Source organism: Clostridium oceanicum (genome assembly GCF_039521385.1).
Lineage (GTDB): Bacteria > Bacillota > Clostridia > Clostridiales > Clostridiaceae > Clostridium_F > Clostridium_F oceanicum.
The window spans coordinates 312,181-328,840 of the sequence record NZ_BAAACG010000013.1; the positions used below are offsets into that span (position 1 = coordinate 312,181).

12 protein-coding genes are annotated in these 16,660 nt (G+C 26.4%); 11 read left to right on the forward strand and 1 reads right to left on the reverse strand.

Annotated elements, in window-relative coordinates:
- The first annotated feature begins 117 nt into the window (after positions 1 to 117).
- From ABDZ71_RS15365 to ABDZ71_RS15415, 11 genes are all read left to right on the forward strand, one after another.
- Positions 118 to 3,285 carry a leucine-rich repeat protein gene (locus tag ABDZ71_RS15365; protein WP_343762922.1) on the forward strand — a complete coding sequence of 1,056 codons (3,168 nt, stop codon included), beginning with the start codon at positions 118 to 120 and terminating at the stop codon, positions 3,283 to 3,285.
- A gap of 201 nt (positions 3,286 to 3,486) precedes the next feature.
- Positions 3,487 to 3,993 carry a rhodanese-like domain-containing protein gene (locus ABDZ71_RS15370; RefSeq protein WP_343762924.1) on the forward strand — a complete coding sequence of 169 codons (507 nt, stop codon included), beginning with the start codon at positions 3,487 to 3,489 and terminating at the stop codon, positions 3,991 to 3,993.
- 314 nt (positions 3,994 to 4,307) lie between these two features.
- A complete protein-coding gene (locus ABDZ71_RS15375) occupies positions 4,308 to 5,357 on the forward strand; it encodes a cell wall-binding repeat-containing protein (protein WP_343762926.1) in 1,050 nt (349 codons plus the stop codon).
- Positions 5,358 to 5,469: 112 nt separating this feature from the next.
- Complete coding sequence (locus ABDZ71_RS15380; protein ID WP_343762928.1) at positions 5,470 to 6,996, forward strand: DUF5050 domain-containing protein; 1,527 nt, start codon at positions 5,470 to 5,472, stop codon at positions 6,994 to 6,996.
- Positions 6,997 to 7,333: 337 nt separating this feature from the next.
- Positions 7,334 to 8,194: a phosphate ABC transporter substrate-binding protein gene (locus ABDZ71_RS15385; RefSeq protein WP_343762929.1), complete on the forward strand. Its 861-nt coding sequence runs from the start codon at positions 7,334 to 7,336 to the stop codon at positions 8,192 to 8,194.
- Positions 8,195 to 8,409: 215 nt separating this feature from the next.
- Positions 8,410 to 9,273, forward strand: coding sequence for a phosphate ABC transporter permease subunit PstC (gene pstC, locus ABDZ71_RS15390; RefSeq protein ID WP_343762931.1), 864 nt, complete (start codon positions 8,410 to 8,412; stop codon positions 9,271 to 9,273).
- A 148-nt stretch (positions 9,274 to 9,421) separates the two neighbouring features.
- Positions 9,422 to 10,252, forward strand: coding sequence for a phosphate ABC transporter permease PstA (pstA, locus tag ABDZ71_RS15395; protein ID WP_343762932.1), 831 nt, complete (start codon positions 9,422 to 9,424; stop codon positions 10,250 to 10,252).
- Positions 10,253 to 10,255: 3 nt separating this feature from the next.
- On the forward strand, positions 10,256 to 11,005 hold the full coding sequence (locus ABDZ71_RS15400; protein ID WP_343762933.1) for a phosphate ABC transporter ATP-binding protein: 750 nt from the start codon (positions 10,256 to 10,258) through the stop codon (positions 11,003 to 11,005).
- A 122-nt stretch (positions 11,006 to 11,127) separates the two neighbouring features.
- Positions 11,128 to 11,598: an HAD family hydrolase gene (locus ABDZ71_RS15405; RefSeq protein WP_343762936.1), complete on the forward strand. Its 471-nt coding sequence runs from the start codon at positions 11,128 to 11,130 to the stop codon at positions 11,596 to 11,598.
- A 671-nt stretch (positions 11,599 to 12,269) separates the two neighbouring features.
- Positions 12,270 to 13,739: an APC family permease gene (locus tag ABDZ71_RS15410; RefSeq protein ID WP_343762938.1), complete on the forward strand. Its 1,470-nt coding sequence runs from the start codon at positions 12,270 to 12,272 to the stop codon at positions 13,737 to 13,739.
- A gap of 572 nt (positions 13,740 to 14,311) precedes the next feature.
- On the forward strand, positions 14,312 to 15,781 hold the full coding sequence (locus tag ABDZ71_RS15415) for an APC family permease (RefSeq protein WP_343762940.1): 1,470 nt from the start codon (positions 14,312 to 14,314) through the stop codon (positions 15,779 to 15,781).
- Positions 15,782 to 16,032: 251 nt separating this feature from the next.
- Here the strand turns inward: ABDZ71_RS15415 and ABDZ71_RS15420 are convergent, their stop codons facing one another.
- Entirely contained in the window at positions 16,033 to 16,539 is a 507-nt protein-coding gene (locus ABDZ71_RS15420; RefSeq protein ID WP_343762942.1) for a YhcN/YlaJ family sporulation lipoprotein, read from the reverse strand.
- Between the last annotated feature and the right edge of the window lie 121 nt (positions 16,540 to 16,660).

A 16,660-nucleotide genomic window follows, 5' to 3' on the forward strand; every position in this document is an offset into this window, starting at 1 on the left:
ATAGTTCTATTATTTAACTATAATAAAAAACTATAGATAATATGTAACATTATGTTATAAAAGGTCATAATATATGTTAAAATTTATCTGAATTTGAATATAGGGGGATAAACTATTATGAAAAGAAAAGGAGTTTTAGCAAGTGCCGCGTTATTAAGTTTAATAATGGCTACATCACTGAATACTACAAATGTTAAAGCAGCAAAAGGACAGGTGGAAAGATTAGCTGGAAAAAATAGATATGAAACATCCTTTAAAGTTGCTACATTAAATTGGGAAAAATCAGATAAAGTAATACTAGTATCAGGTGAAGGTTACGCAGATTCATTAAGTGCTGCTGTTTTATCTAAGAAATTAAATGCACCAATAATTTTAACAAGCTCAAAAAAACTAGATGAAAATGCAAAGAGAGCATTGAAAACGTTAAAAGCTAAAGAAGTTTATGTTATAGGAGGAGAAATATCAGTTTCAAAATCTATAAGAGAAGAACTTAAAAAAGATAATTATAAATTAGTTGAATTAGGAGGTGAAAATAGATTTGAAACTAATCTAGCTGTAGCTAATTATTTAGCTGATGATTTGAAATTTGATACTAGCAACGTATTAGCTGTAAATGGTAAAGATGGATTCTCAGATGCACTATCAGTGGCTCCAATAGCAGCTTCTAAAGGTCAAGTGCTTTTGATAACATCTAAAAATATAAATGATGTAAAATTAGCAGGAGAATTTGTAGAAAAGCATAAGTCAAATGTAACAGTTGTAGGTACAGAAAATTTAGTTCCAAAAGAAATTTTAAATGTTTTAGGAGTTTCAGAAAAAAATAGAGTAAATGGTGGAGCTAATAGATTTGAAACTAATTTAAATGTATTAAAGCATTTTAATATTAAATCCAATAACTTATATGTAGCTAATGCAAGAGGAGAAAGATATGCAGATGCATTAGTAGCTTCAGCACTAGCAGGAAAATTTGGAGCTCCTTTAGTTTTAACTGATACTAAAGAATCTAAATCAACAGAAAATGCCATTGGATTTATAAAAGGATATGTAAAAAATAATAAAGATGTACAAATCAAAACATTAGGTGGATATATGGTTATGCCTAATGAAGTTATAGAAAAAGTTAATGATGTTTTAAAAGAACAAGGAAAAGAAGAAAGTCAAAAAGATACTGACAATCAGAATACAAATGATAAGAATGATAAAGGAAGCTCAAGCAGCTCACAAACTACAAGTGATGAAGATGTTGTAACTATAAAAAATACTAAATTAAAAGAAGCAATAAATCATTCTATAGATAAAAATAGAAAAGCAGATGAAAAAATTACAAAAGCAGATATGAAATCTTTAAAAAAACTTAGCAGTGATTTTTTACCTATTGTAGATAAAACAGATACAACAGCTAATGGAACTCGTGGTATTTCGGATTTGACAGGATTGGAGTATGCTATAAATTTACAAGAATTAGATTTAAGCGAAAATAGCATTTCAGATTTATCACCATTAAGTAATTTAACTAAAATTAAATGGCTGGAAGTGGATAGAAACTATATAAAAGATTTATCACCACTTTCTAAAATGACAGTATTAGAGCATTTAAATATTTATAATAATGGAGGAATAGTTGATTTAACTCCAATTTCAAAGCTTAAGAGTATTAAATGGATTGATATGCATCATTGTAGTCGTAGTGAAGCACCCCTTAATGTAGAAGTGCTTAAAAATCTTGTGAATTTAGAATACTTAAGCTTTGAAACAAACAAAATTACAGATTTAAGTTTTGTAAAAAGTTTACCTAATTTAAAGACTTTATCTTGTAATAATACTTTTGTTACAGATCTTGAACCAGTACAGGATTTAGCAATATCTGCTTTTAATGATTGGTCAGGTGAAAGATTTTTTAATATGTTTGGTCAAAAATTAGATGCTCCATTTAAAATTAAAACAAATGACAAGGGTGGAGAATACAGATTTAAATCTCCAGTAAAAAATTATGAACGCTATAAAGCTCATGTAGAAAAAACTATAAAGGAACAATATGGAGAAGAAGTAAAAGCTCCAGCAGTAAATGATAAGGATGTTGATGTAGATTACGTGAAATTTGATTTTGATCATGATACAAATGAAGTTGTTGTTAAAGTTGATCCAAATAAAACAGGAAAATCTAGACAGTATAAAGTGCAAATTCTATTGGATTATGGAATGTATTCTTTAAGAGAAAATTTTGAAATTGTACAAGATGGCAAGGAGTCTATAAGTAGTGTAGATGAATCTGATTTTAAATTTAAAGATGGTTCTATAACCAAGTATGTTGGAAATAAATCTAATGTGGTAATTCCATCAAAAATAGGGGGAAAGGAAGTTACATCTATTGAAAATGAAGCATTTACTGATTGTAGTAGTTTAGAATCAATAGAAATTCCAGGGAGCATAAAAAGTATAGGAAAAGATGCATTTTATAACTGTGATAATTTAACATCTGCAACAATATCAGAAGGTGTAGAGAATATAAATGACACTGCCTTTTATAAATGTTCTGCTTTAAAATCTGTGATAATTCCAAAAAGTGTAAAACGTATAGGAGACCATGCATTTTATAATTGCAACAGTTTGTCATCACTTAAAATATTAGATGGATTAAAAGAATTAGGATTTGGAGCATTTCTACATTGTGAAAAATTAACTTCAGTGGATATTCCTAAAAGTATAGAAACTATAAATGAGTGGGCATTTGCTGAATGTGATAATTTAAGGGAAATTAATGTAGATGAAAATAATAAAAATTATTCGGATATAGATGGCATGCTTTGTAACAAAGATAAGACAGTCTTGATACAATATATTGATAAATATGGAGATTCTTATACAGTTCCAGAGGGAATAAAAAAACTAGCAAAAGGCGCATTTAATGCTGCAAAAATAAAATCTATAACTTTACCTAAAAGCTTAGAGGTAATAGGATTTAGTGCATTTGAAAAATGTCAAGGGCTACAATCAATAAAAATTCCAGAGAATGTAACAACTATAGATCATTTTGCATTTGCTTTTTGCGATAATATAAAATCAGTATTTTTCAATGAAAAGGTAAAAAGTATAGGCAATAATGCATTTAAAGATTGTAAAAATTTAGATTCAATAAAAATTCCAGAAAGTATAAGTAGTATAGGGCAAAATTCCTTCCAAGGTTGTACTAATCTAAAAACTGTAACAATTGATAATTCAAAAGAAAATATAAGTATAGAACCTACTGCTTTTTTAGATTCTGTTGAGATTAATTATTTAAAATAGTATAAGCGAATTTTTACTCTATATTTAATATTTATAATGTATTTTAAACTATATAGTTTACTTTAAAAAGAAATAGTTATTATATAAATTAATACTAAAAAAGTGATATATTGAAAAAAACTATAATTATAGAATTGTTTACATTAATATACTAATATTAACATGTATGTATTTTATAAAACTAGATAGGGGGATTTTAAAATGAGAAAGAAGATTGTGACTTTAGTATTATCCATGTTAGTTTTATTTTCATTTACACTAGCAGGTTGTAGTAAGGATGAAAGTAAAAGCACTTCTACAAAGGAAGAAACTAAACAAGAGGCTAAACAAGATGATAAGAAGGCAGAAGAAAAAAATGAGTATAACTACATAAAGGCAGAAGAATTAAAATCAAAAATTGAAAAAAAAGAAAAAATTATAATTGTAGATATTCAAGTAAAAGACGATTTTGATAAGCATCATATAAAAGGAGCTATAGAAACTAATGCATTTCCTGCAAAAACTGATGAGCAAAAGGCTAAAATTGATAAAATTATGGACAAGCTTACAGCATCAGAGGATCCAATAGCTATTATTTGCCCTGGTGGAAAAACAGGAGCAAAAAATACTTATAATTATTTAAAAGAAAAGGGAGTAAAAGAAAGTAGATTATTAATCTTAGAAAATGGACAAGGCGGCTGGCCATATGAGGATTTATTAGAAAAATAATATATTTATTAGATTGTAGTATAATACAATTTATATAAAAAAATGTATATATCTATGTTGTTTTATATATTAAAAATCTTATAATGTTATTAATAAACGTATATTTGTAGAAAATGTGAAAACATTCTATATAAATATACGTTTTTTATGATTACCACGTCTAAGTGTTTAAAAAGAATATACTTTAAAAAATAGACTAGCGTACTCACTTATTTATTTTTTAAATTTAATGTACCTTAGTTAAACTATAAAGTTTTTTATTCGTAAAATATATTGGGGAATATTATAAAAATTATATATAGGGAGGATAAAAAATGAAAAAATTAAATATGAAAAAAACTATTGTATTTACCATGGTAAGTTTGTTACTATTTACATGTATAAATATATACAAAGTTAAAGCAGATTCAGATGTAATAACTAGAATAGGCGGAGCTAATAGATATGAAACAGCTGCAATGGTTGCTAAAAAAAATTGGACTTCAGAGTGTAAAAATGTAATACTTGTTTCTGGTACAAGTTATGCAGATGCTCTAAGTGCAACAACTTTAGGAAAGGTATTGGATGCTCCAATAATACTTTCATGTAAATATTATTTACCTAAAGAAACAGAAGATGTTTTAGATTGCTTACAACCTGATAATGTTTATGTTATTGGTGGAAATGGTGTAATAGGTAGTAATGTAAAGAAGAAAATTAGAAAATCAAATTATAATTTAATAGAATTAAGTGGTCAAAATAGATTTAATACTAATATAGTAGTAGCTAATTATTTAGTAAATAGTTTAGGAGTAGATCCAAGTGAGGTTTTTGCTGTTAATGGACAAGAAGGATTTGCAGATGCTTTATCAGTGGCACCTATAGCTTCTTCAAAATCTAGAATTCTTTTGTTAGTTTCAAGGAATCCTGAAAGTGCTAAATTAGCAAGGAATTTTGTTAGTTATAGTAGGTCTAATGTAACAGTTATAGGTACAAAATTTATGGTTCCAGAAGAAACTTATAAAATGTTATCTGCTAAAGAAAGAATAAAAGGTGGACAAGATAGATTTGAAACTAATTTAAATATATTAGAAAGATATAAATATGATTTAAGAGATGATAAATTTTATGTGGCTAATGTAACTAATGTGAGGAGAAGTTATTCAGATCCTTTGACAGTTTCTGTTTTAGCGGGCAAATATAATTCTCCTTTAGTTTTAATGGATTTAGTAGACCGTGAAGGTACAAAACATGCTCTTGAATATATTAAACAAAATATAAAAACTGATGGACAGGGAGATGTTATTGGAGGAGAAGGTGTTATACCAGATTCTTTAATAAGAAAGATTGATCATGTTATAAAAAATAAAATAGAAATAAAATAATTTGATATTTAGATGTTTGAAAAGTGATTTTGAAATAAATTTTAGCTGTTACAAAATATATAAACAGTAAGGCTTTAATTTGTTAGATAATATAGATAAGGGGGGGACAAGAATGAAATTTATAAAAAAATTGTTAGCATTTTTATTAATATTTACTTTAGTTAATTTTAGTGGGATATTTAATTTTAATAATGTTTTAGCAAAAGACAAAATCTTTGAAGGAAAGAATGTAGTAAAACATTCAATTCCTAGAAATCATGCTGTTTTAAAAGATTATAATGAAAATTTGTATAATGATATACTAGAAGCTCTAAGATCAATGAAAACATATGTAGAGACTACAAGTTATACGTTAAATAGTGATAAAGCTTTTGATGTTCTTGAAACAGTTTTAGATGATCATCCAGAGATATTTTATTTTAATACCCAAGATATAGGGTTTATATCAAATGGTGAAAGAGGATCTCTTGAACTTAAATATAATTATAATTCTACTACGGTAGCTAGTATGAAAAAAAGTTTCCAAAGTAAAATAGATGAAATTTTATCTAGTTTAATAAGGGATGATATGAGTTACATAGAAAAAGAAATTGCCATACATGACTATATTGTTTTAAATACAACTTATGATACCAAAAATATAGTTTCAGAAAATTCCTATACTGCCTATGGAGCTTTAATAGAAAATGTGGCAGTATGTGATGGTTATGCTAAAGCTATGCAAATTCTACTAAATAAAGTAGGAATTAAAACTATTAGAGTAACAGGAACTTCACAGGGGGAAAGCCATGCTTGGAATATTGTTAACATATATGGAAAAAATTATCATGTAGATTCAACTTGGAATGACCCTGTACCGGATAAAGGTTATAGTTCTTATAAATATTTAAATCTTTCTGATAACGAAATTGAAAAAGATCATAAATGGGATAGATCTAAATATCCAAAATGTGATGATAAATCTTTTGACTACCTTCATGCTATTCGATATCCAGTAGTTGATGGTCAGTGGATATATTATAGTAATGAAGATGATGATTATAAAATGTACAGAATAGATTTAAATGGACAAGATAATCAAAAATTAACAGAGGATTCTGCTATAGAATTAGCTCAATATAAAGATTATGTATTTTTTAGTAACTATTCAGATAGTGGATATTTATATAAGATTAGAAAAGATAACTTAGAATTAAAATTATTAGAAGATGATTTTGTTACAAATATTCATGTGAAAGATGATTATTTGAATTATTACAATAATTTTGAATCTGTAAATAAAAAAATAAATTTAAAAACTTTATATAAAGAAAAAGAAAATATAGAAGAATTTAATAAAAGATTTAAGGATTATAAAAAATTGCAGACTAAAGAGGGAGTAGCTACAAATAAAACTTGGACTGTGAATTTTAATCATGAATTAAAAGATCAAGATTTTAAGGATAAAATTTATGTATTAGATAGTTCTTTTAATAAAGTTTCAAAAGTTTCAATTTCTAAAGAAGGAAAAAAAGCTATAATAAAACCTCAAGATAACTATAAACAATATGGTATTTATTATATAGTTGTAGAAAGTACAGTTGAAAATAAAGATGGACAAAATATAAAAGTACCGACGGTTATGAAATTTACAACTTAATATTTTTTTATATTAAATATGTAATTTAAAAAGACTTCTAAATTTTGGTGGAGTAAAAACTCTACTTAAAATTTAGAAGTTTTTTATATTAAAGAAAGTATAAATTTATAATTTCTTAGTAAAGTGAAATATTTTGTGAAAGGTTATGGCTTTTTTATTTTGTATAAGTGATTTTTAAAGAGATATTATTATAAAATTTTATAAGTAAGATAGGGCTATAATAAAACCTTATAGATTGGCATTTAACTATTAAAAAAACCAATATTAATTATATTATAAAAAAATTTGAAGTATGTTAAAATTTATGTAGATTAGAGGTTATATAGGGGGAATAATGATGAAAAAGAAGTTAGCAATAGTTTTAAGTTTAGCCTTATCTGTAGGAATTGTATTTGCAGGTTGTTCAAAAAAGAGTGATACTTCAAAGGATGCTTCTAAAGATAACGGAAAAATAGTTTGTATAGGTTCATCTACTTTAGCACCGGTTATTTCTAAAGCAGGTGATTCTTTAAAAGATAAAACTATAAAGGTTTCAGTATCTTCTGGTGGTTCAGGAGCAGGGGTGAAGGCTGCTATAGAAAAAACAGCTAATTTTGGATTAGTTTCAAGAGAAGTTAGTGGTGAAGAAAAAGGTAAGATGAAAAATTATAAAGAAATAAAACTTGGATTTGATGCTTTAACTGTATCTGTAAATCCTAAAAATGAAATTTTAAAAGATAAAGAAAGTCTTACAAAAGAAGAAATTCAAAAAATATTTTCTGGAGAAGCTAAATATTGGAGTGATGTTGATTCAAAACTTCCAAAAGAAAAAATTGTTCTTGTAGTTAGAGATGCAGGTGGCGGTGCTGCAAAAGTATTTAAAAAAGCTGTAATGGGAGATAAAAAAGTTTCAAAAGATGCTATTCAAGCACCATCTATGGGAGCTTTAACTCAAAAGATTATAGATAACAAAAATGCTATTGGATATGCGTCTGTAGGTCTTGTAAAACAAAATGAAGGAAAATTAATTCCTATGGCAGTAGATGGAATTAAACCTACAAGAGAAAATATTTTAAATAAAAAATATAAAATATCAAGACCTCTTTTAGTAGTTAAAGATGGTGACTTAAATGATAAAGAAAAAACTTTTGTAGACTTTTTAAAAAGTGATAAAGGTTTAAAAATAGTTGATGATTCAGGATTTATTTCTAATAAATAATACTAAGGTATATAAAATAACATAATAAACTAAAAACATAAGAAAGGAGTTTTTCCTTTCTTATATTTATTACTAGAAAATTATAGATTTTAAAATTAAGATTAATTATAATTATTTAGCTATTTTAAAATTTAAATTTATTTTAAATTATTGATTATAAATAAATTAATTCAGTGTATGGTTTAATGCATAGGAAATTTTAAGTAGGTGATTTTTTGAAAAGAAAAGAAGAAAAAATATTTTTTGTTGTAGTAAAGAGTATAGCATTTTTATCTGTAGCTATTTTATGTTTAATACTTTTGTTTATATTAAAAGAAAGTTTGCCTATATTTAAAAATACTTCTTTATTTAATTTTATATTAAATAATTCTTGGAATGTTTTAGAGGATAGTTCTAATTTTTCAATATTTAATTTTATAGTAGGAACTTTTTATGTAACTTTTGTAGCCGTTATTATAGCTATGCCTATAGGCGTTTGTTGTTCTATATTTTTATCAAATATTGCACCTAGTGGTGTAAGAAAAATTTTGAAACCTTTTATAGATATGTTATCTGGGATACCTTCTGTTGTTTATGGATTTATAGGACTTTCTGTTTTAGTAAAGTTTTTTGAAGATAAATTTTCTATGTCTCAAGGAGAGTGTGTTTTAAGTGCAGGGATTATATTAGCTATTATGATACTTCCATTTATTATATCTAATTGCACAGATACTATGATAAAGGTTTATAACAAGTATTATATGTATTCAAAAGCTTTAGGAGTGTCTAAATGGTACATGCTTAATAATTTAGTTATAAGGGCTTCTAAAAAGGCCATACTAGCATCTACTATTTTAGCTGTTGGTAGAGGAATGGGAGAAACTATGGCAGTTATGATGGTTATGGGAAATAGTCCTATTTTCCCTAAACTTTTAGGAAAAGGTGAAACCATACCTTCTTTAATTGCATTGGAAATGGGATCAAGTCAAGTTGGCAGTATGCACTATCATGCTTTATTTGCATCTGGTTTTGTACTTATGATTATACTTCTTATAATTAATACTTTATTTTATAAGATTAAAAAAAGTATAGATATATAATATTTAGATTTTATATTACTTATAAATATAAAATTTTAATGAATATATATGCTGATTAAGAAGTTGTAAATTATGAGCTAATATATTGAAGTCATAGTTTTAAGTTGAAATTAATAATTATAAAATTTTTAGAAAAGGAGACTTTAATATGAAAAAGTCTTTTAAAGATATTTTATTATATTTATTATATTTTTTTAGTACTTTTATTGTAGTTTCTATTATAAGTTTTATTTTAATATACATATTTAAAAATGGATTTTCTTCTATAAATAAAGAATTTATATTTGGGAAACCAAAAGGAATGCCTCTTGGAAAAGAAGGGGGAGTATTTCCAGCTATACTTGGAAGTTTAAGTCTTACTTTTATAAGTTTAATTTCTGCATCAATACTAGGTATATCTACAGCTATATATATTTCATTATATAGTAAAAATAAAAAGATAAATAATTTTATGCATGTTGTTATAAGTTCAATATCTGGTGTTCCATCTATTGTTCTTGGATTGTTTGGTTATTCTTTTTTAGTGTATTTTCTTGATTTTAAAGTTTCTTTATTGTCTGGTGGAATAACTTTAGGAATAATGATATTTCCTTATATAGAAGTTATATGTGAGAAAGCTATAGAGGAAGTAGACAAGACTATGATTTTATCTTCTTATGCTCTTGGTATAGATAAATTTCATACTTTTATAAATATAATACTTCCAAGTGCTAAAGACGAAATAATATCTGCTATTATGCTATCAGCAGGGTTTGCTATGGGAGCAACGGCACCTATTATGTTAACTTCTGCGGTAATATCAGCACCAAATCCAAATTCTTTGTTTTCTCCAGTTATGGCACTTCCTTATCATTTATATATACTTATAAGTCAAGGGATTTCTATGGAGAAAGCTTATGGTACAGCTTTTATACTTATTTTTATACTTGTAGTTTTAAATCTTTTTTCTTTAATATTTTCTAAAAAGAAAGAGAGGTAATTTATGGATAATATATTAGATATTCAGGATTTAAATGTTTATTTAGATAAGAAACATATTTTAAAAAATATATCTTTACCTATAGAAAAAAATAAAATAACTGCCATAATTGGTCCTTCTGGTTGTGGAAAGTCTACATTTTTAAAAACTTTAAATAGACTTGTAGAAGAAACAGAAAATGCTAATATATCTGGAAAAATTAATTTCGAGGGAAAAAATATAAATAAGATGCCTTTAGAAGACTTGAGAAAGGATATAGGGTATGTTTTTCAAACTCCAGCAACTTTTCCTTTTTCTATTTATAAAAATATTAGCTATGTACTAAAATATTATGGAATAAAAAATAAAGCTTTAGTAAGTGATATAGTAGAACAAAAATTAAAATTAGTAGGTCTGTATGATGAGGTTAAAGATGATTTGAAAATATCATCTTTAAAGTTATCAGGAGGTCAAAGACAAAGATTATGTATTGCAAGAGCTTTAGCAGTAGAACCTAAGGTGCTTTTAATGGATGAGCCTTGTTCTGCTTTAGATGTTTTAAATACTTCTATAATAGAAGATATGCTTTTAAATTTAAAAACTACATATACAATTGTTATAGTTACTCATAATTTAGCTCAAGCTAAAAGAATATCTGATAATACTGCATTTATATTAGATGGTAAGATTATAGAATACTCTTCTACAAAAAAATTATTTGAAAATCCTAAGGATCAAAGAACTTTAAATTATATAGGAGGACTTTTTGGATAAAATTTTTTAATTTAAAATAGGATATAAGAGTAAGATGGAAAAGTAGAGTTTACTAAACAAAAAGAATTATTTATTATAGAACAAGAGATAACTAAAAAATAAATTTATAGGGAGAAAGTAATATGATTTGTGTTGACATTCCAGGATGGGATACTTTGAATATAGAAAACATTGTTTTTGATTATAATGGTACTGTAGCAGTAGATGGTATTTTAACTGAAAAGGTAAAGGAAAACTTGAAAAAATTAAGTGAAACATTAAAAATTTATATAATAACTGCAGATACTTATGGAAATGTAAGAAGAGAGGCAGAAGGACTACCTTTAGCTATAGAAACTTTTTCTAAAGGTAATGCTACAGCATATAAAAAAGAATTTGTAGAAAAATTAGGGTCTAAAAAAACAGTAGCAGTTGGAAATGGAAAAAATGATCTAGAGATGTTTAAAAAAGCGGTACTTTCTATATGTGTATTAGGAGAAGAAGGCTGTTTTAGTAAAAGTTTAATTGAATCAGACATAGTAGTTAAAAATATTGAATCAGTATTTGCTATGTTTAAAAATAAAAATAGAATAAAGGCTACTTTAAGAGATTAAGAGAGTAAAATGTTCAAAAATATACCTTTATATATAATATTTTATTAATAAAATGAATTATTTTTTTCACATTTTATAAAAAATGAAGGATTTTACTTTAGAGTAGTAGGTTGTAATAGTGAAAAATGAAGTATAAATATACATTTGAATGAATAATAATTAAAAACCATATATATAGAAATAAAAGATATTACTAATTGGTTAATATCTTTTATTTTTTTTGTTAGAAAATTTTATCAAACACACTTGGAATACTTAGAAAATAGGAGTAATTGAATGAAAAGGTATTTAACACTAGAACATTTGATAAATTACAAAGAATAAGATGATTTAAAGCAAGTAAATCAAATTTGCATACTTATAAAATAAGTAAAATTTTCAAAATTATAATAAATGATTGACAATCCTTCATAAAAAGTAATATAATGTAAATAACAACTTATGGAATAATTGCAAGTTGTTTCAATAAAGATTTTTATAAATTAACCTTAATAGTGATTATAAATGTGATAATTAATAATTAATTTTTTATGTTTTTATAAATTTAAAAATATAAGTTAAATTTGAAATATGATTCATTTTAACGTGTCTTATGCACATTAAAGAAAATAAATATAAAAGATTAGTTATTTAAATATTTTTAATAAGTGAGTACTTAAGGGGGATTATTTATGTCAACAGACGGTAGTAGTGCCGGCAATAGTTCAGAAAATTTTGAACGTGTTTTATCTAAAAAAGATATTATAGCTTTAGCTTTTGGAGCTATGATCGGTTGGGGATGGGTTGTCTTAACTGGTGAATGGATAAAAACAGCAGGTAGTCTAGGCGCTATACTAGCCTTTGTTTTAGGTGGAGTAATGATATTATTTGTAGGACTTATATATGCAGAGCTTACATCTGCTATGCCAAAATGTGGTGGAGGACATGTCTTCAGTTATAGAGGGCTTGGAAGAAATGCATCTTTTGTATGCAGTTGGGCAATGATCTTAGGATATGTTTCAGTTGTAGCTTTTGAAGCAGTTGCTTTTCCAAGTGTTTTAGAATATTTGTTTTCTAATTCTTATTTAAAAGGATATTTATATACTGTAGCTGGATATGATGTTTACGCAAATTGGCTTATAATTGGATCAGTAAGTTCTATAATTATAACTATAGTAAATTATTTTGCAGTTAAACCGGCAGCTTTTTTACAAGGTGTTGTAACTTTTATGATAGCATGTGTAGGAATACTTTTGTTTGGAGGAAGTTTAGTTAATGGTAATGTAGCAAATCTTAATCCAACATTTACCTCTGGAATGAAAGGGGTTATAGGCGTAGCGGTAATGACGCCCTTTATGTATGTAGGGTTTGATGTAATACCGCAAGCGGCAGAAGAGATAAACATACCTTTTAAAAAGATTGGTGGAATAATAGCTCTTTCAGTTCTTATGGCAGTGGTATGGTATGGAGTTATTATATATAGTAGTTCAGTAGCTTTAACACCTACAGAAGTGGTAGGATCAAATATGGTAGCAGCAGATGCTATGAAGAAAATGTTTAATGGAAGTAATATAGCAGCAAAAATTTTAATTATAGCAGGAATAGGTGGAATAATAACTAGTTGGAATTCATTCCTTATGGGTGGAAGCAGAGCTATATATGCTATGGCAAAATCAGGAATGTTACCAGCTTTCTTAACAAAATTACATCCAAAATATAAAACACCAACTAATGCAATAATTTTAATAGGTGCTATATCAACTTTTGCTCCATTACTTGGTAAAAATATGTTAATATGGCTTAGTAATGCAGGTGGATGTGGTATAGTAATAGCTTACGCAATAGTTGTTTTAGCTTTCATGAAATTGAGAAAGAAAGAGCCCAATATGGAAAGACCTTATAAAGTTAAAAATTATAAAGTAGTAGGAATTGTAGGACTGGCTTTAACAGTAGGAATGTTCCTTATGTATATGCCAGGGTTCCCATCTTGTCTTTCATGGCCTTATGAATGGGCAATAATACTTGGATGGACTGCTTTAGGAGCTGTATTTTATATAACTGCTAATAGAAAAGTAAATAGAGTTGAATTAACAAAATACGAACATGAAATGATAGGAATTCCAGATTATAGTAAAGATGTAAGACAAAAAACAATTGTATAATAATTTTATATTCTGATATGTATTTCATTTTATATAAAATAATCTAAGTAAAATAGTCTATATAAAATTAATATAAAAAAGAGGATATCTCAAAATTTTATTTTGAGATATCCTCTTTTTATGTTCTTAATATATTCAATAAATTAACACTATTATGTTTAAAAATAAATTGACATAAAAAAATATTGTAACCATTTTCAAAGACTATTTTATTTCAGTAATATATATATAATTTTTCAAAAAAACGTAAAATATATTATGTATTAATTTGATAAAAATACCAAGTATTTTTTATCAAATTATAAAAAATATTTCTATAAATTTTTAAAAACATGAAATTTTTCAAAAATATTAAAAAATAATTGACATGTAATATTTGGAAAGAATATAATTAAAGTAACAACCTACCGAGAAGTTGTAGGTTGTTACAATAAAAGTAAGTGAATTATTATGCATTTTATTAATTTTTTTATTTAAATTATTAATTGATATTTATTAATTTAAACTAGTGTTTTGGAGTTTAAATAAAAAAGTTAATCTAAAAACATATAACTTAAGGGGGTATTTTTTTTATGTCATCTGATAGTAGTGGCGCCAGTACCAGTAGTGAAAATTTTGATCGTGTATTGTCAAAAAAAGATATTATAGCTTTAGCGTTTGGAGCTATGATTGGTTGGGGCTGGGTTGTTCTAACGGGAGAATGGATAAGAACAGCCGGTAGTTTAGGAGCTATAATGGCCTTTGTTATGGGAGGTATAATGATAGTATTTGTTGGCCTCACTTATGCAGAACTTACATCAGCTATGCCAAAATGTGGAGGAGAGCATGTATTTAGTTATAGAGCTTTAGGTAGAAAGCCTTCTTTTGTATGTACTTGGGCTATAATTTTAGGTTACGTTTCAGTTGTATCCTTTGAAGCGGTTGCATTTCCTACAGTGTTAGAGTATTTATTTTCATCGTCTTATTTAAAAGGTTTTATGTATACAATAGCAGGGTATGATGTTTATGCTACTTGGGTAATAATAGGAGCGGTAAGTTCAATAATTATAACCATAGTTAATTATTTTGGTGTAAAACCAGCTGCCTTTATGCAAGGAGTTGTAACTGTTCTTATTGCATGTGTAGGATTTTTACTATTTGGAGGAAGTATAGCTCATGGTAATGTTCATAATATGCAACCATTATTTTCAAATGGTGGGAAAGGTGTACTTATGGTTACAGTAATGACACCATTTATGTATGTAGGTTTTGACGTTTTGCCTCAAGCAGCGGAAGAAATAAATGTTCCTTTCAAAAAGATAGGGAAAATAATTATTTTATCAGTAATTATGGCTATAGTTTGGTATGCTTTAATAATATATAGTACATCAGTAGCTTTAACTCAAGCAGAAGTATCTACTTCAACTTTAGCTGCAGCAGATGCTATGGGTAAAGTTTTTGGTGGAAGTGCTCTTGCATCTAAAGTAATGATATTAGCAGGAATAGGCGGAATAATAACTAGCTGGAATTCATTCTTTATGGGGGGAAGCAGAGCAATATATTCAATGGCTGAATCTAATATGCTTCCAAGCTTTCTAGCAAAACTTCATCCAAAATATAAAACTCCAACTAACGCTATAATATTAATAGGTGTTATATCAACTTTTGCGCCTCTTTTAGGAAGAAATATGTTAGTTTGGCTTAGTAATTCTGGTGGATTTACTATAGTTATTTCATACTTGACAGTTGCAATATCTTTCTTAGCATTAAGAAAGAATGAACCGGAGATGGAAAGACCTTATAAAGTTAAACATGGTAAAATAGTAGGTTGTACTGCTATAGTTTTATCTTTAGGTATGCTTTGTATGTATCTTCCAGGATTTCCAGCAGCCCTTTCTTGGCCTTATGAGTGGAGTATAATTTTAGGATGGTTTGCACTTGGAGGAGCATTCTATGCTTATGCAACTGTAAAAAGTAAGGATAAATCAGTGAATTTAGAAGTAGAAGAAAAAGAACAATCTAGTATAGAGGTAAATGGTACTATAACAAAAGATGCCATGTAAGGATAGTTATATATGGCTTGTTATTTATTTAAATATGATAAAATACGAAAGATTTATAAAAATCTAAGCTTTTGATAAGTCTTTTATATACAATAAAAATACCACCAATTTATGGTGGTATTTTTTATTGAGGAAAGGTGTAATAATTAAGATTATAATTTATATATTTATAATCATTACATTATTATATGTTGAAAATTAAAAACTATGGATAATCTAATTTATATTATAAAATGTATCCAATAAGTATATTATTGAGGAGTTATTCTGTTAAATAATTCTTTTATTTGTGATGCAAATTCTTCTAGTCCTTTTCCTTCGTTTAAGCCATCTCCAATTTCAGAAATTCTTTTATAAGTGTCTGCATCAGCAGAAACAGCAACTGTTTCTATTTCTTTATCAGTATTTTTAGTAGTTTCTTTTACTTTATTTTTTAGTTCATCTGTAATTTTACCTTCTGCAGATGATGGGATAGTTACTCCAACTAAAGCTCTTTTTTCAGAAATTACAACTCTAGCTTTTTCTATTCCATCTATTTTTACTAATTGGTCAGCTATTTTTTGAGATCTTTTGTTTAGTTCAGTTGATTTGCTATCCATTTTATTTTTGTTTTCATCCATTTTGTCTTCAGTTTTTTCTTCTTTGTTACTAGCAGGAGGATTTTCTTTAGTTTTATTTGTGCATCCTGAAGCTAGTGTTAGAAACATTAAAAATACAAAACTTAAAGCTAAAAATCTTTTATTTTTTTTAAAATACATAAAATCACCTCTTAAATTTAGTATTCTCATATTTAATATTTTTATTATAAAGCTCGGTAATTTAAATAATCCTCTAAAAAATTTAAATATATGTACGATATATATATATAAAAAGTATTTT

Excerpts from the sequence above, each read along its gene's own strand:
- ABDZ71_RS15405 (WP_343762936.1), top strand. The coding sequence starts at position 11,128 with ATGATTTGTGTTGACATTCCAGGATGGGATACTTTGAATATAGAAAAC.
- ABDZ71_RS15375 (WP_343762926.1), top strand. The coding sequence starts at position 4,308 with ATGAAAAAATTAAATATGAAAAAAACTATTGTATTTACCATGGTAAGT.
- ABDZ71_RS15370 (WP_343762924.1), top strand. The coding sequence starts at position 3,487 with ATGAGAAAGAAGATTGTGACTTTAGTATTATCCATGTTAGTTTTATTT.
- ABDZ71_RS15380 (WP_343762928.1), top strand. The coding sequence starts at position 5,470 with ATGAAATTTATAAAAAAATTGTTAGCATTTTTATTAATATTTACTTTA.
- ABDZ71_RS15410 (WP_343762938.1), top strand. The coding sequence starts at position 12,270 with ATGTCAACAGACGGTAGTAGTGCCGGCAATAGTTCAGAAAATTTTGAA.
- ABDZ71_RS15400 (WP_343762933.1), top strand. The coding sequence starts at position 10,256 with ATGGATAATATATTAGATATTCAGGATTTAAATGTTTATTTAGATAAG.
- ABDZ71_RS15415 (WP_343762940.1), top strand. The coding sequence starts at position 14,312 with ATGTCATCTGATAGTAGTGGCGCCAGTACCAGTAGTGAAAATTTTGAT.
- ABDZ71_RS15385 (WP_343762929.1), top strand. The coding sequence starts at position 7,334 with ATGAAAAAGAAGTTAGCAATAGTTTTAAGTTTAGCCTTATCTGTAGGA.
- ABDZ71_RS15420 (WP_343762942.1), bottom strand. The coding sequence starts at position 16,539 with ATGTATTTTAAAAAAAATAAAAGATTTTTAGCTTTAAGTTTTGTATTT.
- ABDZ71_RS15365 (WP_343762922.1), top strand. The coding sequence starts at position 118 with ATGAAAAGAAAAGGAGTTTTAGCAAGTGCCGCGTTATTAAGTTTAATA.
- pstA (WP_343762932.1), top strand. The coding sequence starts at position 9,422 with ATGAAAAAGTCTTTTAAAGATATTTTATTATATTTATTATATTTTTTT.